General features: G+C 70.8%; 19 protein-coding genes and 2 pseudogenes. 4 read left to right on the top strand and 17 right to left on the bottom strand.

All coding sequences use genetic code 11. The features are described from left to right. From ACZ60X_RS39770 to ACZ60X_RS39755, 4 genes and pseudogenes are all read right to left on the bottom strand, one after another. Positions 1–752 (bottom strand): annotated as a pseudogene (locus ACZ60X_RS39770) (Rne/Rng family ribonuclease); the annotation flags it as partial. Positions 753–1,012: 260 nt separating this feature from the next. Beyond that, the gene (locus ACZ60X_RS39765) at positions 1,013–1,789 is read right to left on the bottom strand and encodes a TIGR03936 family radical SAM-associated protein (protein WP_469609796.1); all 777 of its coding nucleotides are present in this window, start codon (positions 1,787–1,789) and stop codon (positions 1,013–1,015) included. Between the two features lie 46 nt (positions 1,790–1,835). After that, entirely contained in the window at positions 1,836–2,750 is a 915-nt protein-coding gene (locus ACZ60X_RS39760; RefSeq protein WP_469609793.1) for a hypothetical protein, read from the bottom strand. Positions 2,751–2,866: 116 nt separating this feature from the next. Continuing rightward, the gene (locus tag ACZ60X_RS39755) at positions 2,867–3,394 is read right to left on the bottom strand and encodes a peptidylprolyl isomerase (RefSeq protein ID WP_469609791.1); all 528 of its coding nucleotides are present in this window, start codon (positions 3,392–3,394) and stop codon (positions 2,867–2,869) included. Between the two features lie 329 nt (positions 3,395–3,723). On the opposite strand from ACZ60X_RS39755, the gene ACZ60X_RS39750 reads away from it, so the two are divergent. Then, positions 3,724–4,224: a F0F1 ATP synthase subunit B family protein gene (locus ACZ60X_RS39750; protein ID WP_469609789.1), complete on the top strand. Its 501-nt coding sequence runs from the start codon at positions 3,724–3,726 to the stop codon at positions 4,222–4,224. Positions 4,225–4,247: 23 nt separating this feature from the next. Here ACZ60X_RS39750 and ACZ60X_RS39745 read toward each other — a convergent pair whose 3' ends face one another. The 4 genes and pseudogenes from ACZ60X_RS39745 to ACZ60X_RS39730 form a co-directional block, all read right to left on the bottom strand. Beyond that, the gene (locus ACZ60X_RS39745; RefSeq protein WP_469609786.1) at positions 4,248–5,444 is read right to left on the bottom strand and encodes a PP2C family protein-serine/threonine phosphatase; all 1,197 of its coding nucleotides are present in this window, start codon (positions 5,442–5,444) and stop codon (positions 4,248–4,250) included. A gap of 190 nt (positions 5,445–5,634) precedes the next feature. Further along, positions 5,635–5,832 (bottom strand): annotated as a pseudogene (locus tag ACZ60X_RS39740) (PAS domain-containing protein); the annotation flags it as partial. Beyond that, positions 5,829–6,275, bottom strand: a complete 447-nt coding sequence (locus ACZ60X_RS39735) for an ATP-binding protein (protein WP_469609782.1) — start codon at positions 6,273–6,275, stop codon at positions 5,829–5,831. The pseudogene ACZ60X_RS39740 and the gene ACZ60X_RS39735, both read right to left, overlap by 4 nt. Beyond that, complete coding sequence (locus ACZ60X_RS39730) at positions 6,272–6,427, bottom strand: hypothetical protein (protein WP_469609780.1); 156 nt, start codon at positions 6,425–6,427, stop codon at positions 6,272–6,274. Before ACZ60X_RS39730 ends, ACZ60X_RS39735 begins: the two co-directional genes overlap by 4 nt. Before the next feature lie 150 nt (positions 6,428–6,577). Between ACZ60X_RS39730 and ACZ60X_RS39725 the strand changes: the two genes are divergently transcribed. Beyond that, positions 6,578–6,766 (top strand): hypothetical protein, encoded by a 189-nt coding sequence (locus ACZ60X_RS39725; protein ID WP_469609777.1) that lies wholly within the window; start codon positions 6,578–6,580, stop codon positions 6,764–6,766. Between the two features lie 287 nt (positions 6,767–7,053). On the opposite strand, the gene ACZ60X_RS39720 is transcribed toward ACZ60X_RS39725, so the two are convergent. Beyond that, positions 7,054–7,926: a LysR family transcriptional regulator gene (locus ACZ60X_RS39720; protein WP_469609775.1), complete on the bottom strand. Its 873-nt coding sequence runs from the start codon at positions 7,924–7,926 to the stop codon at positions 7,054–7,056. Positions 7,927–7,990: 64 nt separating this feature from the next. On the opposite strand from ACZ60X_RS39720, the gene ACZ60X_RS39715 reads away from it, so the two are divergent. Together ACZ60X_RS39715 and ACZ60X_RS39710 are read left to right on the top strand one after the other, a co-directional pair. Then, entirely contained in the window at positions 7,991–9,229 is a 1,239-nt protein-coding gene (locus ACZ60X_RS39715) for an MFS transporter (protein ID WP_469609814.1), read from the top strand. Between the two features lie 660 nt (positions 9,230–9,889). Continuing rightward, on the top strand, positions 9,890–10,414 hold the full coding sequence (locus ACZ60X_RS39710) for a hypothetical protein (protein WP_469609773.1): 525 nt from the start codon (positions 9,890–9,892) through the stop codon (positions 10,412–10,414). Positions 10,415–10,655: 241 nt separating this feature from the next. On the opposite strand, the gene ACZ60X_RS39705 is transcribed toward ACZ60X_RS39710, so the two are convergent. The 8 genes from ACZ60X_RS39705 to ndk all read right to left on the bottom strand — a co-directional run bounded on the left by ACZ60X_RS39705 (position 10,656) and on the right by ndk (position 21,481). Further along, positions 10,656–12,617, bottom strand: a complete 1,962-nt coding sequence (locus ACZ60X_RS39705; protein WP_469609771.1) for a TIGR03960 family B12-binding radical SAM protein — start codon at positions 12,615–12,617, stop codon at positions 10,656–10,658. A gap of 70 nt (positions 12,618–12,687) precedes the next feature. Beyond that, entirely contained in the window at positions 12,688–14,211 is a 1,524-nt protein-coding gene (locus ACZ60X_RS39700; RefSeq protein ID WP_469609768.1) for a CYTH and CHAD domain-containing protein, read from the bottom strand. 110 nt (positions 14,212–14,321) lie between these two features. Beyond that, complete coding sequence (gene rodA, locus ACZ60X_RS39695; RefSeq protein WP_469609765.1) at positions 14,322–15,518, bottom strand: rod shape-determining protein RodA; 1,197 nt, start codon at positions 15,516–15,518, stop codon at positions 14,322–14,324. Next, positions 15,515–17,773 (bottom strand): penicillin-binding protein 2, encoded by a 2,259-nt coding sequence (gene mrdA, locus ACZ60X_RS39690; RefSeq protein WP_469609761.1) that lies wholly within the window; start codon positions 17,771–17,773, stop codon positions 15,515–15,517. The genes rodA and mrdA overlap by 4 nt, the downstream gene beginning before the upstream one ends. Positions 17,774–17,940: 167 nt before the next feature. Next, the gene (gene mreD / locus ACZ60X_RS39685) at positions 17,941–18,618 is read right to left on the bottom strand and encodes a rod shape-determining protein MreD (protein WP_469609758.1); all 678 of its coding nucleotides are present in this window, start codon (positions 18,616–18,618) and stop codon (positions 17,941–17,943) included. A 19-nt stretch (positions 18,619–18,637) separates the two neighbouring features. Then, positions 18,638–19,573 (bottom strand): rod shape-determining protein MreC, encoded by a 936-nt coding sequence (mreC, locus tag ACZ60X_RS39680; protein ID WP_469609755.1) that lies wholly within the window; start codon positions 19,571–19,573, stop codon positions 18,638–18,640. A gap of 162 nt (positions 19,574–19,735) precedes the next feature. After that, positions 19,736–20,755 (bottom strand): rod shape-determining protein, encoded by a 1,020-nt coding sequence (locus ACZ60X_RS39675; RefSeq protein WP_469609811.1) that lies wholly within the window; start codon positions 20,753–20,755, stop codon positions 19,736–19,738. A gap of 312 nt (positions 20,756–21,067) precedes the next feature. Further along, positions 21,068–21,481, bottom strand: a complete 414-nt coding sequence (gene ndk / locus ACZ60X_RS39670) for a nucleoside-diphosphate kinase (protein ID WP_469609752.1) — start codon at positions 21,479–21,481, stop codon at positions 21,068–21,070.

Raw genomic sequence — 21,481 nt, 5'->3', positions numbered from 1 at the left:
GCGCGACGACGCGGACGCGCGGCGGGCGCGGCCTCCTCCGCCACAGGCTCGGCGACGACAGCCTCGGCGGCGGAGGCCTCCTCACCGGTGGTCGCCGCGGCCGGAGTCTCCTCGGCGGCCTGCGGCGCACCGGTGGCCGCGGACGCACGACGCGTGGCGCGACGACGCGGACGCGCGGCGGGCGCGGCCTCCTCCGCCACAGGCTCGGCGACGACAGCCTCGGCGGCGGAGGCCTCCTCACCGGTGGTCGCGGCGGCGGCCGGGGTGGAGACGGTGCGCGTGGCACGGCGGCGGGCGCGGCGCGGCGCGGCCTCCTCGCCGGAGACGACGTCGCCGGCCTCGGCCACGGCGGCGGGCCGCTCGGGCTCGGCGGCGTCGGCGGGGGCGGCCGGTACGACGGTCTCGACGGCTTCCGCGGAGGCCGGCGACCCGGCGGGGGCGGAGGCCCGGCGAGTGGCCCGGCGGCGCGGACGGCCGGCGGCCGGGGTCTCCTCGGCGGCAGGCGCCTCGGCGGTCTCGGGGGTCTCTTCGGCCTCCTGGGTCACAACGGCCTCCACGCCCTCGGCGGCCTCTTCGGCAAGGGCCTCGTCGGACGCTGCCGGTATGGCCGGCAGGGTCACCTCGGCGGGTGCCTCGGCCGCGGCGGGCGGGCCCGCCGGGCGGGAGGCGGCACGGCGACGCCTGCGCGGCGGCAGGGTGTCGCTGGGAGTGTTCAGTTCGGAACCCTCGGCGGGTTCGATCGGTTCGAGCATGCGGGCGTATCTCCCGTCAGGCTCCCGGGCGCCGCGCCTGGTCCGGCGTCGGCCTCGAAGGGCCGTCCGCCGTTGACGTCCGCGGCCCGCGCGATGCGCGATGGCCGCCGTCCGGGGCGCGGGCGCCGCACGGGAGCACTCTGTGTCTTGTCTCGCCGGTTCCGTACGCCTTGTCGGTACGGCCTGGCGAAAGTCTTCTGGTCGGTGCGCTGCCCGACCCAGGTGGCTCCCGAGTACGAGGGCGGCGCTACGACGTGTCCCTACGCGGAACCTTCCGGCGTCGGCGCCGTCGCGACGGCAGTCGGTACGGCCTTCGGGGCCTCGGCTGCCTCGCGGTCGGGCGCGAGCGGGTCGGTCACCGTGCCGGTCTCTTCATCGAACAGCCCCTGCGCCAGCCTGGTCACCGCTACGGGGACCGGCGGCGCCAGGTCGGCCACGGCGCGGAGACCGGACAGGACGTCGTCGGGTCGTACGGCAGGCGTCACGTGCCGAACAACCAGCCGCAGTATCGCACAGGGCTGGTCGGTCGGCCTATCAGCCGGTGAACTGTGCCCTTCCAGGCTCGCCACGGCCGGCCGGGCGTCGAAGGTGCGCACACCGTTCTTGGTCATGCGCTGTACCTCGACCGTCTCGGCCTCGGTGAAGGCCAGGGCGGCGCGCTCGGCGTCGGCGGGGTCCACGCCGTCCAGCCGCAGCTCCCAGACGGAAGCCGTCAGCCGGTCGGCGAGGCCCGGGGTCCGCGCCTCGACCGCGTCGACGATGTCGAGCCCGGGGGGCAGCGACTCGTCGAGGAGGCCGCGCAGCGTCCGCGGGTCACGCGGCTCGGTGAGCGCGATCTCCAGGTACTCCGCCTCGCTGCCCGTGCCGGTGGGTGCGGCATTGGCGTACGACACCTTGGGGTGCGGCGTGAACCCCGCCGAGTACGCCATGGGCACCTCGGCACGGCGCAGCGCACGCTCGAAGGCGCGCTGGAAGTCTCGGTGGCTGGTGAACCTCAGGCGGCCGCGCTTGGTGTAGCGCAGTCGGATGCGCTGCACCGCGGGTGCGGGCGGCGGGCCTTCGGGCTGTCGCTTGCCCAGTGTCCTAGTCCTTCGTGAGTGCGGTCGTACTGCTACCAAGAGTACGTGCCGCGGGCCCCTCAGGTTCCCGCCGGTCCACCGCGACCGGCTGCCGGGGTTCGCCGAACAGCGTCCGCCGCAGGTCGGCCCGGACCTGGCGCACCGTGTCCCGGGCGCCGGTCAGCGCCCCGCGGACGGCCCGCCCCAGCGCACGCGCGCCCTGTGCGCCCGGCCGCAGGAGAATGTCCCGGACGAAGCGCCCGACGGGCGCGAGGAGAAGGTGGTGGATCCGGCGCGCGGGCTCCACGAAGATCCACCGGAAGAGCGTGCCGAGCACCCGCCCGACGGCCCGCGAGATCCGCCCGGCGATCCGCCACGCGTGCCCGAGTGCCTGAGCGGCTTCCCGGCCCACGACGGCGAGGACGCGGCCGACCCGCACGAGCACCCGGCGCCACAGCGCGAGCGCGGGCAGGACGAACAGCGCGCGCAGCACGAAGGACAGGGCCAGAGCGATACCGGTGGCGAGCGGGGCGAGGCCCCGGGCGTACAGCCGGCGCGCGGGCACGACCAGCAGATACCGGGCCAGCCAGGCGAGTCCGTGCCCGACGGGCGTGAGCACGTACCGGTGCGACCATCCGGCCGGTACGACGACGAGCACGTGCCCGAGCCGTCCGAGCGCCGCCGCGGCGGGCACGAGGACGTACCGCCACAGCCCCGCGGCCGGCCGGACGAGCAGCACCCGTCCGACCCGCGGCAGAGCCCGCCCGAGCGGACGCAGGAGGGCGTCGCGCACCGACCGCGCGACGACGGCGAGCGCGTCCCACGCCACGCGCACCGGCACGACCAGGACGAGGACGACGATCCGCACCGGGATCCGGATCGCGACGGCGAGGCACCCTTCGGGCTGTCGGGGGTGGGGCGACGGGTTGTGCGGTTCCATATCCGCAAGGACGCGCCGGCCCGCTGCCCGGATTCCGCTGCCGGATTGTGATGCCGTCACGGCCGGGCCGGCTGTCCGGGCCGGTCAGCGGCTGTCGGCGGCCATGGACTGCCCGGTCAGCGGCTCTCGATGACCACGGACTGGAGGACGACGTCCTGCACAGGCCGGTCGGTGCGGGGGTTGGTCTGGGTCTGCGTGATCGCGTCCACGACCGACTTGCTCTTGTCGTCGGTCACCTCACCGAAGATGGTGTGCTTGCCGGTGAGCCACGCGGTGGGGGCCACGGTGATGAAGAACTGGGAGCCGTTCGTGCCGGGCCCGGCGTTGGCCATGGCGAGCAGGTACGGCTTGTTGAAGGCGAGGTCCGGGTGGAACTCGTCCTTGAACTGGTAGCCGGGCCCGCCGGTTCCGTTGCCCAGCGGGTCACCGCCCTGGATCATGAAGCCGCTGATGACCCGGTGGAAGACCGTGCCGTCGTACAGCCGGTCCCTGGTCTTCTGGCCGGTCTCGGGATGGACCCACTCCCGCTCGCCCTTCGCCAGCTCGACGAAGTTCTTCACCGTCTGCGGCGCGTGGTTCGGGAGGAGCCGGATCTCGATGTCGCCCTTGCTGGTCTTCAGCGTCGCGTACAGCTGCTCTGCCATGCTCACACCTCTCTGACTGGTCGTCATGTGATCGTGGCACGACCTCCGTGCGCCACATGCCCTGTCGGCCTCCTGGGCGGCGGCATTACCGCCGATCGAGTGACGGCCGGGCGCGGACGGCAGGCGGCGGTCGGGGCGAATGCCACGGCGCCGGCGAGGGCGAGGACGACACCACGGAGAGCGGCGGCAGGACGCACGCACAGCCGGTGACCCGACGCGCGGATACGGTCCTGACGACCCATCAGAAGGGCGCGGGCCCCGTGAGGTTGGGAGCAAACTCTTACCTCGGACTCATCCTCCATCTGTCCACGGCTACCTAAAATCTTGGCATGGGCATTCTCATACCTCGGCTCACGCCGACACTCGTGTGCGTGCTGACCTTCGCGGTGATCTTCGCGTCCCTGTCCAGGGTCCTGCTGCCCCGGATCAACAGGGCCCTCGCCGAACGGCACGACGCCATCGACGGCCAGCGCGAACGGGCCGAGCGGACCGCGATCGAAGCCGATGAGGTCCTTGCGGCCTACCGCGAGGAGCTGGCCGCGGCCCGGCACGAGGCCGCTCGGCTGCGCCAGGAGGCCCTGGAGCAGGGCACGGCCCTGATCGCCGACCTGCGCGACGAGGGCCGGCGGGAACGCGAGGCGATGATCACCGAAGCGCAGGCCCGGCTCGCGACCGACCGGGTCCTCGCGGAAGCGGAACTGCGCGGCGCCGTCGTGTCCCTGGCCACGGAACTGGCCGGCCGGGTGGTGGGCGAGCCGCTCGACGCCGTCGCCCTGGAGAGCGACGTCGTGGACCGCTTCTTCTCCGACCTCGACGCCCACAGCCACTGATACGGCGGCTCTCCCGCGGGGTGTCAGGCGGAGGGGCGGGGCGGGGCGGGCCGTAGCGCGAGCAGGGCGATGTCGTCGGTGCTGTCGGCGCCGAACTCGATGATCAGCTCGTCGCAGAAGACGTCAAGGGGGTCCCGCGCCTGCTCGGCGGTGTGCCGGCGGAGCCGCGTCATGGCGCTGTCGAGGGATTCTCCCCGGCGTTCGATGAGGCCGTCGGTGAACATCAGCAGGGTGGAGTGGGCCGGCAGCCGATCGCAGGCGGAGGAGCGGGGCAGGTCGGCGTCCATGCCGATCAGCAGCCCGCTGCCCGCGTCCAGGTAGCGGGTCTCGCCCTCCCGGGTGGTCAGCAGGGGCGGCAGATGGCCGGCGGAGGAGTGGTGCAGGAGGCGCTGCCGGCCTCCGTCGCCCTTGAGCACCGCGTAGACGCAGGTGGCCGTGGAGTGCGGGTCGAGCGTCTGGCTCGCCAGGTCCAGGCGGCGCAGCACGTCCCCCGGTGGCTCCTGCCGGTCCACGGCGATGCCGCGCAGCATGTTGCGCAGTGTGCTCATGGAGACCGCTGCCTGCAGGTCGTGGCCCGACACGTCGCCGATGACCAGCGCGGTGTCCCCGCCGGGCAGGGTGAAGGCGTCGTACCAGTCCCCGCCCACCTCGGCGGTCGTGCTGGACGGGAGGTAGCGGGCGGCCAGCTCCAGATGGGCGACCTGGGGCAGCTCGGGCAGCAGGGCGCGCTGGAGGTGTTCGGCGATCAGCGGGATGTCCGCCTTGGTGAACGGATGCCCGTCCTGGACGCGGACCAGCGTCAGGGCGCCGATGACCTCGCGTTGGGCCCGCAGCGGGGCGATGACGGCACTGCTCCCGCCCAGCTGCTCCACCAGCGCCCGTTGCCGGGCGTCCAGCCCGCTGCCGTCCTGGCCGAGCGAGGGGATGTCGGTGACCAGGAGCGGGCCCGCGCCGCGCAGCACCCGGGGCAGGGATCCGCGGGACGTCTCGGACAGCGGGGGGGGCCGGCCGTAGTGCTCCCCGGAGATCCGCATCCGCGGATCGCGGTGCACGACGCAGACCCGTACCGCCCGCCCGTGCTCGTCCAGCAGGTCCGCCGCGCACCAGTCCGCCAGGTCCCGCGTCAGCACGTGGCACACCCGGCGCAGCCCCTCGTCCACGTCGAGGGTGCTGGCCAGCGCCCGGCCGGTGTCGGCGAGCAGGGACGACTCGGGCGACACCGCCCTGTCGACGCGCGCTCCCCTCGCCCTCCTCGTGCTGGTCGGCAGGTGCACCGGGCCCGGCCCCGGCCGCGTGGCGTGACCGCCGTCCGGGGCGGGGCGGGGCGGGGGGCGCCGTCGTCGTGGTGAGCTGGGCGACGAAGACGGTGCGCCCGTCGACCGCCTCCTGGGTCTGGACGGCCAGCCGGACGGGGATCAGCCGGCCGTCGCGGTGCAGGGCGGGGACCGGTATGGAGCGGCCCAGGATGCGGGACTCGCCGGTGAGCAGCAGCGAGGTGAAGGCCGCCACATGGCGTTTGCGCAGGTGCTCGGGGATGAGCGTGGTCAGCCGCTGTCCCACCAGCTCCTGCGCCTGCCAGCCCAGCAGGCTCGCCGCGGCGTTGTTCACCGCGATGATCCGGTTGCGGTCGTCGGCCGCGACGGTCGGCACGTTGGCGGCCGCCACCTCGCTCGCGTCCCAGGGCGCCAGTTCCGTGGGGGTGGTTGCTGCTGCGCCGCCCAGTACAGGGCGTACGGCACGTCGTTCAGCGTCACGGTCACGGTCCGGCCGGGCGGCGCCACGGTCTCCCAGGCGGACGTCGGCGGCGCCGGCGCCTCGGGCCACAGCTCGAACCAGACCGTCTTGCGGTCCTCGCCGCTGTGGACGCCGTGGCTGGTGGCCAGCTCCTCCACCAGCCCCAGACCCTTCCCGGTGGAGGCGTAGGGGTGGCGGTCGTGCGGCACCAGTCCCCGGTCCGGCCGGTGATCCCTGACCCGCACATGCGCCCGGCCCTCGACGGCCCACGCGCGCACCTCCGCCTCGGTGCGCGCGTGGATCACCACATTGGTCACCAGCTCGTCGCGACCAGCAGCTCGGCGGTCTCAACCACCTCCGGCGCGACACCGTCCAGCGCCGACCGGACGAACCGCCGGGCCACCGCGGCGTTCTCCGGCGCGGGAGACAGACGTTGCCACGGCACCCTGGGGGGAACGGGGCTGCCCATACCGGCAGGGTGCCCAGAAACACCGCCCTGAAAAGGACATACGCCACCGCGTGCCCCGCGGGCCGATCACTGAGCGTCATGATCCGACATGCGGTGCGCGAGCATGGATGCCAGCCTGGGTTCACCCCCCACTCAAGGAGTGAAAACCCGATGGGTATGAAGGACGAGATGCAGAACAAGGCGCAGCAGGCCCGGGAGAAGGCCCAGCGGGCCAAGGAGCAGGCGCAGCAGCGCGGCCGGCAGGCACAGGGCAAGGTCAGCCCGGAGCAGCGCCAGCAGCAGGAGCGTCAGTCGTCACTCGATGACACCCAGGACGACGACCTCGGCGACCTCTCCTGACGTCCAGGGCGCCCCGGCGACCGCGGGCAGCCCGCCCGCCACGCCTTCGAGCCTCCCTCGTCAACACCACGATGAGGGAGGCTCCGCCACGCCCCGCGCTTTCCGGACGGTCGGGAACGGCTCTTGTTCACGACCGTCAGGGGCGGCAGCTTCTTGCCCGTCGGGCCGATCTGGATGTGGGTGTCCACCTGCGGGCGAAGCGACGACGACATCCGAGCGGGCCTTCGCCGGATCGTCACGGCACTCCTCTAGCGCCCCTGACGAGCTGAACACGCCGGTGACAGGGGTCAATAGGCCGCGAGCAACTGCTCGAGCAGAGCCGCGGTGGCTTCGCCGGTCGAGGTCCGCGTCACGACGTTGAACTCCCAGTCGATGCGCTCGTTCAGAGGGACGACTGCGATGTCTTCGCTTGGCGGGATCAGCAGTTCGGGAAGCAGCGCGATGCCGAGGCCGTTGGCGACGAAGACCGGGATCGAGGTCGTCTCGGTCGCCTCGATTACGACGTCGCGCATCACCCCGCGTGCGCCGAGCTCGGCGTCGAGGACGTCCCGGTTGCCGAAACCGACAGGCGCGTCCACGAAGCGCTCGTTCGCGAGGTCCTTCAGCGCTAGTCCCGCGCAGGATGCGAGTTCATGGTCGGCCGGGAGGATGACCGCGTAGGGCGTTGTGGCGAGCCGGTGCACGGCAAGGCCCGGTCCCGCGGTGGCCGCTGGCAGACCGTACAAGCTGAGATCGAGCCGCCCCCGCCGCACGGCATCGGCGAGCTCCGCCGAGCCGGACGCAGACGCGCGCAGTCGGAGGTCGACGAGCGGGTGTTCGCGGTGAAAGGCGCCGATGACGCGCGGGATCGCGAGGTAGCTCACGCTGGAGAGCACCCCGATGCGCAGTTCGCCCCGCAGTTCGCCTCGCGGGTCGGCTGCGGTGCGGGCGCGCGCCTCGGCGTCCGCGAGCGCGCGAAGCGCAGGCAGCACCGCCTCTCCAGCGGCGGTGATCCGCACCCCTCGCTGGTCTCGCTCGAAGAGCGCAGTGCCGAGCTCTCGTTCCAGCGCCCGAACGCCGGCGGAGACGGTCGACTGTGCTGCGTAGACGCGTTGCGCGGCACGGGTGAAGCTCAGCTCGTCGGCGACCGCGATCGCGTACGCGATCAGTCGGGTTTCCATCTCTCTGTCCCCCGGCTCCATCGTTTGTGTCGATGACTGTGACCAAGGATATGCGTTGGACGCGATGACCGGAGGTGTCGAGCATGGAGGAATGACGACAACTGCTGCTCCGGCCCGGACTCCAGCCACCGAACGACTTCCACATGGGGCTGGGTTCTGGATCATCGCGCTCACCTTCAGCACCGAGCTCGCGTTCTGCGCCGTCCCGACGCCCCTCTACGCGATCTACCAGCAGCGCGACGGCTTTCCGACGATCGTCCTCACCATCATCTTCGGCGCATACGCGGTCGGGGTCATGCTGAGCCTGTATCTCGCGGGCCATGTCTCCGACTGGCTGGGACGCCGACGCCTGATCCTCGGCTCGCTGCTCATCAACCTGGTGGCCGCGATCCTCTTCCTTGTCTGGAACGACGTCGCCGGCCTCACCGTCGCCCGCTTCACCAGCGGACTCGGCATCGGCATCCTCACCGCCACGGCGACCGCGCACCTCTCCGAGCTCGGTGCAGCGGCCCACCACGTCAAAGGTCGCGTCGCCCTTGTGTCGACCTTCGCAAACCTCGGCGGCATCGGCCTCGGCCCTCTGATCGGCGGGCTCATCGCGACCTGGTCCACGCGACCGCTCATCGCTCCCTACGTGGCCTTCGCCATCCTCTTGGTCGTTGAAGGGATCCTGGTCGCCTTCGTTCCCGAGACGGTTGCGCGCCGTGGGGAGCGCCCTGCCTACCGGCCGCAGCGCGTCGCAGTGCCGGCGGCGGGGAGGGGCGCGTTCTGGGCGGCCGGAGCGGCGGCGTTCGGGGCGTTCGCAGTGTTCGGCACCTTCATGGGACTGTCCTCGACCTTCCTCGTCGGTCTCCTCGGGCTGCACTCGCACCTGCTCGCCGGCCTGTCGCCATTCGTCGTTTTCATGGCGGCAGCCCTCGCGCAGATCCTCACCGTGCGGCTGGCGATGCGCCCTCAGATCGGGCTCGCCATCGCACTCGCCGCGCTCGGGCTCGTGAGCATCGGCGTTGCCGCCGTCGTCGCCTCACTTCCGCTCTTCCTCATCGGCGGCGGGGTCGCGGGCGCAGGGATCGGCATCCTGTTCCGAGCCGCCCTCGGCACCGTCGCCGCGGTCGCGGATGCGGAGCGTCGAGGCGAGGCGCTCGCCGGCATCTTCCTCATCGCCTACGCCGGCATGACCATCCCGCCGCTCCTCACCGCCGGCGCGCTCAGGGTCTGGCCCACAGTCACCGTGCTCGTCGGCCTTGTCACCCTCGCAGCGATCCTTGTCGCGATCTCCGGCTCGCGGATGCTTCGACGCTGAAACCGACGCCGGGAAGCCACAGGACACCACGTGGATGGAGACCATCCACTCGGGCGAAGGCCACCATGTACGACCGTGGCCCAGGCCGCTGGCCCTCAGGCCCAATCCCTGGAGCGGACAACTCGTGTGGTCGCCGGATCAGGCCTACAGCGGACTACACCCACTCCACCTCAGAGTGCATGCTTCCGGGGCCTCCAGGCGCAGGCAGAGGCGTCCGGCACCCACCCTGCGTCGTCGGCTGCCGACGCATCGGAACGCCGACGGCAGCCAACGCAGCAACCACTTCGTCCTCACCCGCGCCCGCCTGCGCCTCCATCACCCGATCGAGGGCCTCGCTCACATCAGTGCGCGTGACCACTCGAAGCCGGCGTCGGACCTGCGTTCTTGACCGTCAGGGGCAGCAGCTTCTTGCCCGTCGGGCCGATCTGGATGTGGGTGTCCATCTGCGGACACGTAATTACCCACATCCGGAGCCGGACCCAGGTCTCTGGAACATCGTCGGCATGATCGAGGTCGCTGCGGATCCCCAAGGTGCCTGGGTAACCGGGGCCCAAGACGTACTTGCTGTCCGGCCAAGGTCGACATCTTCGTCTCAAATCGCTGGGCTGAGCCCTCCCGCGATCTTGTGTTGATCCTTTCCCGGCGATCTAATAGCCAGACGTGGATTCCGGGATTGCGGCGGTGCTCGGCGCAGCAGTGGGTGCGGTAGGCGGGCTGGGTGGCAGCTGGTTCACCCTGCTTGGTCAGCGACAGCAACGACGCGCAGAACGGGCGCGTTGGCGCGACGACATGCGACGCCAGGCGTATACGTCGTTGCTGGACTGCTGCGAGCGGCTCTCGGCCGGCTGGTGGGTCGCCGCGGATGTCTTGCGCTCCAACCATGGCGACGAGGGCCTCCGGGACGAACGGTTCCTTCGCACGCACGAGTTATGGACCGAATTCAGCAGCGCCGTAGCTGCGGTTTCCGTCGCGGGTCCTCAGCAAGTAGCCCAAGCGGCAGAGCCTCTGATCGACATCATGTTCGAGCTGGACTCGGCGGGAACCGATTGGCGCGACGCGGTGCGCGCTGGCCGACAACGCGGTCTGACAGCGTTCGCTGACAGGTTTGATACCGCCATGGAAGCGATCCAGGCTCCGCGGGCCGCCTTTCGGCAGGCTGTACGTGAAGCGCTGAGCACTGACTGACGCCGCCCGTACGAGGCTGGTGGAGTCTCTGGGTCAGCAGCGTCGGAGGCAGGTCCTCAGACCCACTCGACCTCGGAGACGATCTGCGAGGCGTCCCGAGGGGCTGGCAGTGGCGTTCGGGAAGGCGCTGACGGCGCTGGCCGGAAGCGACGCGAAGTACCGGCCGCAGCCAACACCGACCACCTCCTCCTCGCTCACCCCCGCCAGCGCCTCAACCACCCGATCGAGTGCCTCACCCACGTCAGTGTGCGTGACCACTCGACGCGGGCGTCGGACCCGCGTTCTTGACCGTCAGGGGTAGCAACTTCTTCCCGGTCGGGCCGATTTGTATGGCCGTATCCATCTGCGGGCAGACACCGCAGTCGAAGCACGGGGTCCAGCGGCAGTCCTCCACCTCGGTCTCGTCGAGGGCGTCCTGCCAGTCCTCCCAGAGCCAGTCCTTGTCCAGGCCGGAGTCGAGGTGGTCCCAGGGGAGGACCTCCTCGTAGCCGCGCTCGCGGGTGGTGTACCAGTCGACGTCCACGCCGAACTGCGCCAGCGCCTTGTCGGCGCAGTCCATCCAGCGGTCGTAGGAGAAGTGCTCGCGCCAGCCGTCGAAGCGGCCGCCGTCGTCGTAGACCGCGCGGATGACCGCGCCGATGCGGCGGTCGCCGCGCGAGAGCAGGCCTTCGACGATGCCCGGCTTGCCGTCGTGGTAGCGGAAGCCGATCGAGCGGCCGTACTTCTTGTCGCCGCGGATCTTGTCCCGGAGCTTGGCCAGGCGGGCGTCCGTCTCCTCCGCCGAGAGCTGCGGGGCCCACTGGAACGGCGTGTGGGGCTTGGGGACGAAGCCGCCGATCGAGACCGTGCAGCGGATGTCGTTCGAGCCCGAGACCTCGCGGCCCTTCTGGATCACGTGCGTCGCCATGTCGGCGATCTGGAGGACGTCCTCGTCGGTCTCGGTGGGCAGGCCGCACATGAAGTACAGCTTCACCTGGCGCCAGCCGTTGCCGTACGCCGTCGCGACCGTACGGATCAGGTCCTCTTCGGAGACCATCTTGTTGATGACCTTGCGCATGCGCTCCGAGCCGCCCTCGGGGGCGAAGGTCAGGCCCGAGCGGCGGCCGTTCCTGGTCAGCTCGTTTGCCAGGTCCACGTTGAAGGCGTCGACGCGGGTCGAGGGCAGCGACAGGCCGATCTTGTCGTCCTCGTAGCGGTCCGCCAGGCCCTTGGCGATGTCGCCGATCTCCGAGTGGTCCGCCGAGGAGAGGGACAGCAGGCCCACCTCTTCGAAGCCGGTCGCCTTCAGGCCCTTGTCGACCATCTCGCCGATGCCCGTGATCGAGCGCTCGCGCACCGGGCGGGTGATCATGCCGGCCTGGCAGAAGCGGCAGCCGCGGGTGCAGCCGCGGAAGATCTCCACCGACATGCGCTCGTGGACCGTCTCGGCCAGCGGGACGAGCGGCTGCTTCGGGTACGGCCACTCGTCCAGGTCCATGACCGTGTGCTTCGACACACGCCAGGGGACACCGCTCCTGTTCGGTACGACTCGCGCGATCCGGCCGTCCGGCAGGTACTCGACGTCGTAGAAGGCCGGGACGTAGACCCCGCCGGTCTTCGCGAGGCGGAAGAGGACCTCCTCGCGGCCGCCCGGGCGGCCCTGCGCCTTCCACTCGCGGACGATCCTCGTCATGTCGAGGACGGCCTGCTCGCCGTCGCCGATGACCGCCGCGTCGATGAAGTCCGCGATCGGCTCGGGGTTGAAGGCCGCGTGGCCGCCCGCGAGGACGATCGGGTCGTCGATCGTGCGGTCCTTGGACTCCAGCGGGATGCCGGCCAGGTCCAGCGCCGTGAGCATGTTCGTGTAGCCCAGCTCCGTGGAGAAGGACAGGCCGAACACGTCGAAGGCCTTGACCGGGCGGTGGCTGTCGACCGTGAACTGCGGGACGCCGTGCTCACGCATCAGCGCCTCCAGGTCCGGCCACACGCTGTAGGTGCGCTCGGCGAGGACGCCGTCCTGCTCGTTGAGCACCTCGTAGAGGATCATGACGCCCTGGTTGGGCAGGCCGACCTCGTAGGCGTCCGGGTACATGAGCGCCCAGCGGACGTCGCAGCTGTCCCACTCCTTGACGGTGGAGTTCAGCTCGCCGCCCACGTACTGGATCGGCTTCTGCACATGCGGGAGCAGGGCTTCGAGCTGCGGGAACACCGACTCGACAGACATCGGGGGAACCTTTGTGAGCTGACAGGGGTGACCATCAAGCCTAACCCGCCCGGGGGCCCGACCCGTACGCTCAGCCGGCCACCGCCTGCGTGATCTGCCGCCACAGGCCCGGCAGCTCCGCCTCCGTCCGGGCCGCCCGCGCCTCCTCCCTGCCGTACAGCAGACCGTACGTGAACGCGCTCTCCCCGGCCGCGTGCGCCACCGCCGACAGCTCGCGCAGGGTCCGGCGGGCCATGACGCTGTCCTGGTGGTCGCCGAGGAGCGTCGTCAGGAGCTTCATGTGCCGGGTGAGGGTGCGGGCCGGCGCGCCGAGGGCCTCGGTGGCGGCCTCGGCCGCGTACCGGGTGCGCTTGGCCTTCTTGCGGGCCTCGTGCACCGCGAGATCGCGCTCCTCGCCGCGCGGCGCGTCGAGTGCCCGCCCGACCAGCGCCGACAGGGTCGCGAAGTCCTCGCGTACGGCCTTGTCGAGCACCTTCCGGGGCTTCTTGCCGGCCGCTTCGCGCAGCGGCGGGTGGGCGAGGAGGGTGTCCAGCGTGTCCAGCAGGGCCAGATACCGGCGGGAGTCCAGAACGGCGATCAGATGGCTGTGCGTCCTGCCCCGCCGGGCCTCGGCCCAGGCGGCGAGGCGTTCGTGGACCGGGCCGTTGACCAGGTCGGGCGGGACGGCGTCGAGGGTGCTCGTCAGGCGCTCGGCCAGCACCTCCTGGTCGCGGTCGAGCCCCAGCTCGCCGGCGAGCCACTTCAGCTCCGCGCCGACGGGGTCGGTGGCGTTGCGGTCGAGGACCGAGCGGAAGGTGCGCAGGGTGCTGCGGGCCCGCCGGGTGGCGACCCGCATCCGGTGCACCGCGTCGGGCACGCCACGGCGGACGGCGGGGTCCAGCTCGACCAGCGCGTCCCGCTGGGCACGGAGGTAGGCGAGGACGTGGTCGCCCGCCGTCACCGGCGACGGCACGGCCGCGCCGCGCCCCGGGACCGCGCTCTTCTTCCGGCGCTTGCGGCCCGCGGTCCGCTCCAGCGCCCGGGCGAGCTTCGACGGTGATGTCGAAGGGCGCACACCCGCCGTGCGCAGCCGCTTCTCGACGAGGTCGAGGAAGGCGGGGTCACCGCCGTCCGCCAGCTCCACCTCGATCTCGGTCCACTGGGCGGCCCCGCCCCCGCCCCCGAGCCGCTCGGCGGTGACGGCGTCCACGCTCGCCTCGGCCAGCAACGTGCCCTCGGCGTCGACCAGGTGCCGCACATCGCGTACGGAGCGGAGGCGGACCAGCGGGATCAGTTCGGCGTGCCGCACCCGGGAGCGGACGAGGGCGGCGATCTCCTCGGGGACGGCGTCGCCCAGCGGGGCGCGGATCTCGTCGCGGACTCCGGGGGCGACCGGGAACTTCAGATGCCAGCCGGCGTCCGAGCCGCCGGTGCGGCGGCGCAGGGTGAGGGAGTCGGCGGCCAGGCGCTCGTCGGCGGTGTCGTAGTAGGTGGCGTCGAGTTCCACCACGCCCTTGTCGAGCACGGCCGCAACCGCCCCGACGCCGGTCAGGTCGGGCAGGCCGCTGTCGTCGGATTCGTACTTGCGCTCGATCTCGCGTTTCGCGTCCGCCATGGACCGAATCTAGTGCCGGACGGCCCGGTCCGGCAGGGGCCGTTCCGGGTGAATGGCGAGAAAGCTCCCGCCACCGCACCGGTGAACGACCCCGCGGCCCAGACGGGACCTCACGCCGACATGGGTCTTTGCACCTTGATCGACTGCAACAGCCCCACGGCCATCCACACCGCGAACATCGAGGAACCGCCGTACGACACGAACGGCAGCGGCAGACCGGTGACCGGCATGATGCCGAGGGTCATGCCGATGTTCTCGAAGGCCTGGAAGGCGAACCAGGCGACGATCCCGGCGGCCACCACCGTGCCGTACAGCTCCGTCGAGTCGCGGGCGATGCGGCAGGCCCGCCACAGGATGACCCCGATCAGCGCGATGATCAGGCCCGCGCCGGCGAAGCCCAGCTCCTCCCCCGCGACCGTGAACACGAAGTCCGTCTGCTGCTCGGGCACGAACTGGCCGGTGGTCTGCGAGCCGTGGAAGAGCCCGGCTCCGGTCAGGCCGCCGGAGCCGATGGCGATGCGGGCCTGGTTGGTGTTGTAACCCACGCCCGCCGGGTCCAGGTTCGGGTTGGCGAAGGCCGCGAAGCGGTTGATCTGGTACTGGTCCAGGATGTGCAGCTGCCAGATGGCCACGCAGCCGATCACGCCGGCCGTGAGCAGACCGAAGACCCAGCGGTTGGAGGCGCCGGAGGCGAGCAGGATGCCCAGGATGATCGCCACCATGGCGAGCACCGAGCCCAGGTCCGGCATGAGCAGCAGGATCAGGCACGGCACGGCCGCGAGGCCCAGGGCCTGGGCCACGGTCCGGTGGTCCGGGAACGGCTTGTCGCCCGCGTCGACCCGTGCGGCCAGCAGCATCGCCATGCCGAGGATGATCGCGATCTTGAGGAACTCGGCGGGCTGGATCGAGAAACCGCCGATCACGATCCAGTTGCGCTGACCGTTGATGGTGGCGCCGAGCGGGGTGAGGACCACCAGCGCCAGCAGGACGGACAGGCCGTAGAGGACCGGCACGGCGTTGCGCAGGGCGCGGTGGCCCAGCCAGAGCGTGCCGATCATCAGGGCGAACCCGATGCCGAGGTTCATCAGATGGCGGAGCAGGAAGTAGTAGGGGTCGCCCTGGTTGATCTCCGTGCGGTTGCGGGTCGCCGAGAAGACCAGCAGCGAGCCCAGCAGGGACAGCGCGAGCGCGGCCAGCAGTATCGGCCAGTCCAGCCGGCGGGCCAGCGAGTCGCGGGAGAAGACCCGGGTCCAGCCCGCGCGTGCCGGGCCGTACCCGGAGACGGAGAAGCTGCTCGCTCCGGTCATGAGAGCGTCCTCCGGCTTCCCCGCCTCGGGGTCCTGCGTGGCCGCCTGCGGGTGTTGCGATTGCCCGTCGTGGGCGAGGGCGAGGTGGCGGGCTGCTGGTCGGTGCCGTTGCTGGGGTTGTTCTGCTGCTGGGCCTCGGCGTCCCTGCCCGGGTCGCCGGTGACCTTCGGGGCGGCGATCGTGCCGTCCGGGCGGACCTTCGGCAGGCCCTGCTGCGGGTGCGGCAGCAGCGCCTTCTTGTTGTCGATGGAGCCGTCGCCCTGGACGCCGTAGAGCGCGCTGTAGATGTTGCGCACGGCCTCACCGGAGGCTCCGGAACCCGTACCGGCCTGGGAGATCGTCATGATCACCGTGTAGTCCTTGGAGTACGTGGCGAGCCAGGAGGTGGTCTGCTTGCCGTAGACCTCCGCCGTACCGGTCTTGCCGTGCAGCGGGATCTTGTTCTGCGGCCAGCCGTTGAACTTCCACGCCGCCGTACCGCGCGTGATGACGCCCGCGAAGGCGTCGTCCATTCCCTTGAGGGTGGCCTGGGTGACCGGGAGCTTGCGGGCGACCTTGGGCTTGATCTCCTGGACGGTCTTGCCGTCGGGGCTGACGATCGCCTTGCCGATGGTCGGGACGTACTCGGTGCCGCCGTTGGCGACGGCGCCGTAGATCATCGCCTCCTGGATCGGCGTGACGAGGGTGTCGCCCTGGCCGATGGAGTAGTTGATCTCGTCACCCTCGCGCATCTTGTTGCCCTCGAGGCAGTTCTCGTAGGCGATCTTCTCGACGTAACTGCCGTCCTTCTTGCCGGTCTTGCACCAGGCGTCCTTGTTGGCCTTCCAGTAGTTCAGCTTCCACTGGCGGTCGGGGACGCGGCCCTTGACCTCGTTGGGCAGGTCCACGCCGGTCTCCTGGCCGAGACCGAACTGGTGGGCGGTGTTGAAGAAGTAGTCCTTCGGCCGGCCCGGCTTGGGGTTGATGCCGCCGTCCCGCTTCCACTCCCGGTCGGCGAGGCCGTAGAAGACGGTGTCGCAGGAGACCTCCAGGGCGCGGCCCAGGGAGATGTCACCGAAGTTCTCGCCCTCAAAGTTCTTGAAGACCTGGCCGCCGACCGAGTAGGAGCTGGTGCAGGGGTAGCCGCCGTCCCAGGCGTAGCCGGCGTTGACCGCGGCGGCCGTGGAGACCACCTTGAACGTCGAACCGGGGGCCGCCTGACCCTGTATGGCCCTGTTGAGCAGCGGGTAGTCGGAGTCCTTGCCGGTGAGGGCCTTGTAGTCCTTGGCGGAGATGCCGCCCACCCAGACGTTCGGGTCGTAGGTCGGGGCCGACGCCATCGCGACGATCCGGCCGGTCTTGGCCTCCATCACCACGACCGCACCGGAGTCGGCCTTGTAGTTCTCACCGGTGATCTTGTCGTACTGCTGGCGGGCGGCCGTCATGGCGTTGTCCAGCTCGTACTCGGCGACACGCTGGACCCGGGAGTCGATGCTGGTGACCAGGTTCGAACCCGGCTGGGCGGCGTCCGACTTGGCCTTGCCGATGACCCGGCCGAGGTTGTCCACCTCGTAGCGGGTCACGCCGGCCTTGCCGCGCAGCACCTTGTCGTACTCCCGCTCCAGGCCGGAGCGGCCGACCATGTCGGAGCGCAGGTAGGGCGATTGGGTGTCCTTGGCCTTCTGGATCTCGGCGTCGGTGACGGGCGAGAGATAGCCGAGCACCTGGGCGGTGTTGGACTTGCCCGGGCCGGGGTAGCGGCGCACGGCCTCGGGTTGGGCGCTGATGCCGGGGAAGTCCTCGGAGGCCTCGCGGATCTGCAGGGCCTGCTTGGGCGTCGCCTTGTCGGTGATCGGGATCGGCTGGTACGGCGAGCCGTTCCAGCACGGCTGGGGCGTCTTCGCGTCGCACAGCCGGACCTTCTGCATGACCTCCTCGGGCTTCATCCCGAGGACGCCGGCCAGCTTGGTCAGGACGGCCTTGCCGTCGTCCTTCTGCTTGAGCAGGTCGGTGCGCGAGGCGGAGACGACCAGGCGGGCCTCGTTGTCGGCGAGGGGCACGCCGCGGGCGTCGAGGATGTCGCCGCGCACGGCGGGGTCCACGACCTGCTGGACGTGGTTGCCGGACGCCTCCTTCTGGTACTGGGCGCCCTGGCGGATCTGCAGGTACCACAGGCGGCCGCCGAGCGTGCCGAGGAGGGAGAGGACGAGGATCTGGATCACGACGAGCCGGATCTGGACCCGCGGGGTCCGACCGGTCTCGGGGATGTTGGTCACTGCGGCTGTCTCCCCCTCTCAGAACACGAACGACTGCGCATGGGGCACATCTGTCCGATCGGCCTGTGTGCGTACGAATGATGAACGACCAGCCTGTGAACCCGCGTTCCGCGAAAGCTGACCCGTTCGGGTGAACTCCGCCGGGTCCACCCCTGCTTGACCGGGTCTCACAGCCGCTTGACCCCCTTGATCCGGCCGACCCGGGCCGTGCGGGTGCGGGCCTTCGCCTTCAGCACGCCGAGGCCGCCGCGCTGGCCGCCGATGCGCAGGCCGGTGCCGGAGGAGAGCCAGCCGGAGGAGATGTCCGTGGCCTTGGCGGCCGGACCGGTCTCGGTCAGCGGGTCGTTGTCCGCGCGCCGGGCCAGCCACATGATCGCGGGGACCACGAACGGGGCGAGCAGCAGGTCGTACAGCGCCGCCGAGATCAGCAGGCCGGGCAGGCCCACATGGCGGGCGGCGGTGTCGCCGACCAGGGCGCCCACGCCCGCGTACAGCAGCGTGGAGCCGATGGCGGCGGCGACCACGACGGCCATCGGGCCGGTCGCCGACTTCAGCCGGCCGTTCTCCGGCTTGATCAGCCCGGCGAAGTAGCCGGTGACGCACAGCACGAGCGCGTAGCGGCCGGCCGCGTGGTCGGCGGGCGGGGCGAGGTCGGCGAGCAGCCCGGCGCCGAAGCCGACGAGGGCGCCGCCGACATGGCCGTACACCATGGCGAGACCGAGGACGGTGAGGAGCAGCAGGTCGGGGACGGCGCCCGGCAGATGCAGGCGGGCGAGGACGCTCACCTGGACCACCAGGGCCACGACGACCAGCGCGCTGGAGAGCAGGATCCGGTTGAAGCGCATGAAAGGTAAGCTCCTCCTGCTACTGGCCGGGCGAGGCGGTCGCGCCCGCCGAAGGGTTCACCGTGACGGTCACCGTCGGCGTCGGGGTCGGCTTGGGCTGGGCGGGGAGCACGGTGTCCCGCGGGTCCTTCTTCGGGGGCTCGACGACCACACCGACGATGTCGAGCTTGGTGAAGCTGACGTACGGGGTGACGTAGATCGTGCGGGTCAGGCCGCCGTTGGACGGGTCGATCCGGGAGACCACGCCGACCGGCACGCCCGGGACGAAGGGGCGGTCGCTCTGCGAGCCGAAGGTGACGAGCCGGTCGCCCTTCTTGACCTCCGCCTGGCCGTTGAGCAGTTCCACGCGCAGCGGGCGGTCGCCCTGTCCGGAGGCGAAGCCGAGTTCGTCGCTGCCCTCCATGCGCGTGCCGACGGTGAAGTCGGGGTCGTTGGCGAGCAGCACGGTGGAGGTGTCCGGGCCGACGGTGGTGACGCGGCCGACGAGCCCGTCGCCGTTGAGGACGGTCATGTCCCGCTTGATGCCGTCGTTGGCGCCGGCGTCGATGGTGACCGTCCAGGAGAAGCCCTGCGCGGACCCTATGGCGATGACCTGGGCGCCCTTGATGCCGTACTGGCCCTCGCCGGCGATCTTCAGCATGGTGTCGAGCTGGTTCAGCCGGCTGCGGTTGCGGTCGTCGCTGCCGAGCTTCGCCTTGAGGGCCGCGTTCTCCTTCTCCAGGGCGGCCAGGCGGCTGTGCCTGCTGCCGGAGTCGCGGATCGCGGAGACGGCGTTGCCGACGGGATCGACCGCCGAGGACAGCCCGTTCTCGACGGGGCCGAACACCGCGGCCGCGGCCTGCCGGGCACCGTCGACCGGGGAGTTGCGTCCTCCGCGGATATCGACCGTGATCAGCGCGAACGCGATGGCGACCAGCAGGACCAGAAGCAGCCGGCTCTCTTTCGTGTCCCTCACGTGCGGCGGCCGTGCCCTTCCTCGATAGGAATTCGGGAGCCCCTTCGCGGCGGTGTGCGAAACACACACCGAAGGGGCCCATTTGCGGGAGCTCATGCCTCTATATCAACGATCCGCCGCACGAGAGGAGAACGTCTCGTACGGCGGAAGCGAAGAGTTACGTCATCTGCGCGGCGCCGCGTCCAGAACCTGCTGGAGCGCCTCGAACTCCTCGACGCATTTGCCGGAGCCGAGCGCCACGCTGTCCAGCGGGTCCTCGGCGATGTGGATCGGCATGCCGGTCTCCCGGCGCAGCCGCTCGTCCAGGCCGCGCAGCAGGGCCCCGCCGCCGGTCAGCACGATGCCCCGGTCCATGATGTCGCCGGACAGCTCCGGCGGGCACTTGTCGAGGGTCGTCTTGACCGCGTCCACGATCGCGTTGACCGGTTCCTCGATCGCCTTGCGGACCTCGGCGGCCGAGATGACCACGGTCTTGGGCAGCCCGGACACCAGGTCCCGGCCGCGCACTTCGGTGTGCTCGTCGGTGTCCAGGTCGTACGCCGAACCGATCGTGATCTTGATCTGCTCCGCCGTGCGCTCACCCAGCAGAAGGCTGTACTCCTTCTTGATGTACTGGATGATCGCGTTGTCCAGCTCGTCGCCCGCGACGCGGATGGACTGGGCGGTGACGATGCCGCCGAGCGAGATGACCGCGACCTCCGTGGTGCCGCCGCCGATGTCCACCACCATGTTGCCCGTGGCCTCGTGGACCGGCAGGCCGGAGCCGATGGCCGCGGCCATGGGCTCCTCGATGATGTGCACCTGGCGAGCGCCGGCCTGGGTCGACGCCTCGATCACGGCGCGGCGCTCGACGCCCGTGATGCCCGAGGGCACACAGACGACGACCCGCGGCCTGGCGAGATACCGCCGCTTGTGGATCTTCAGGATGAAGTAGCGCAGCATCCGCTCGGTGATCTCGAAGTCGGCGATCACGCCGTCCTTCAGCGGGCGGACGGCCACGATGTTGCCCGGCGTCCGGCCGATCATCTTCTTCGCTTCGGCACCGACCGCGAGGATCCCACCCGTGTTGGTGTTGATCGCGACGACGGACGGCTCGTTGAGTACGATCCCGCGACCCCTGACGTACACCAGCGTGTTGGCGGTCCCGAGGTCGACAGCCATGTCACGGCCGATGAACGACATTGAGTTCCCCATCCGGATTCATCTGGCCTTCCCATGCCTTTTGAGGGCACATCAGGTCGGCGAGGCGGGTGCTGTGACGTGAAGGCTTCCATCGTAAACGCGCCTGCACGGACACTGCGCGAGGGTCTCCGCCATTGTCACCAGATGGCGGTCCGCCCCGCCTGTGGAGACGGTCCATCGGGGGCACGCGTTCCCCCGAACGCCCAGGCATATGCCAAGGGACGGCCGGAAATGTACGGCCGTCCCTGGTCGGGCGCCGTCGAGCAGAACTGACGGCGCCTCAGAAAAACGCGCGGAAACTCTTCACGAACCTCAGGCTCGGCCCGGGAAGAAGATCTTCACCTCGCGCTCGGCGGACTCCTCGGAGTCGGAGGCGTGGATCAGGTTCTCCCGGACGATCACGCCGTAGTCACCGCGGATGGAACCGGGCGCGGCGGCGATCGGGTCGGTGGGGCCGGCGAGCTGGCGCACACCCTCGATGACCCGGTCGCCCTCGACGATCAGCGCCACGACCGGACCCGAGGACATGAACGCGACCAGCGGCTCGTAGAAGGGCTTGCCCTTGTGCTCGCCGTAGTGCTGCTCCAGGGTCTCCTGGTCCAGGGTGCGCAGCTCCAGCGCGGTGATCTGCCAGCCGGCCTTGCGCTCGATACGGCTGATGATCTCGCCGGTCAGGCCGCGACGGACGGCGTCGGGCTTGAGCAGGACGAGGGTGCGCTGGGTCAC

It is taken from the genome of Streptomyces sp. NPDC104106, assembly GCF_055584345.1.
The sequence above is the reverse complement of the archived record's forward strand: the minus strand, read 5'-3'. Positions and strand labels throughout refer to the sequence as shown.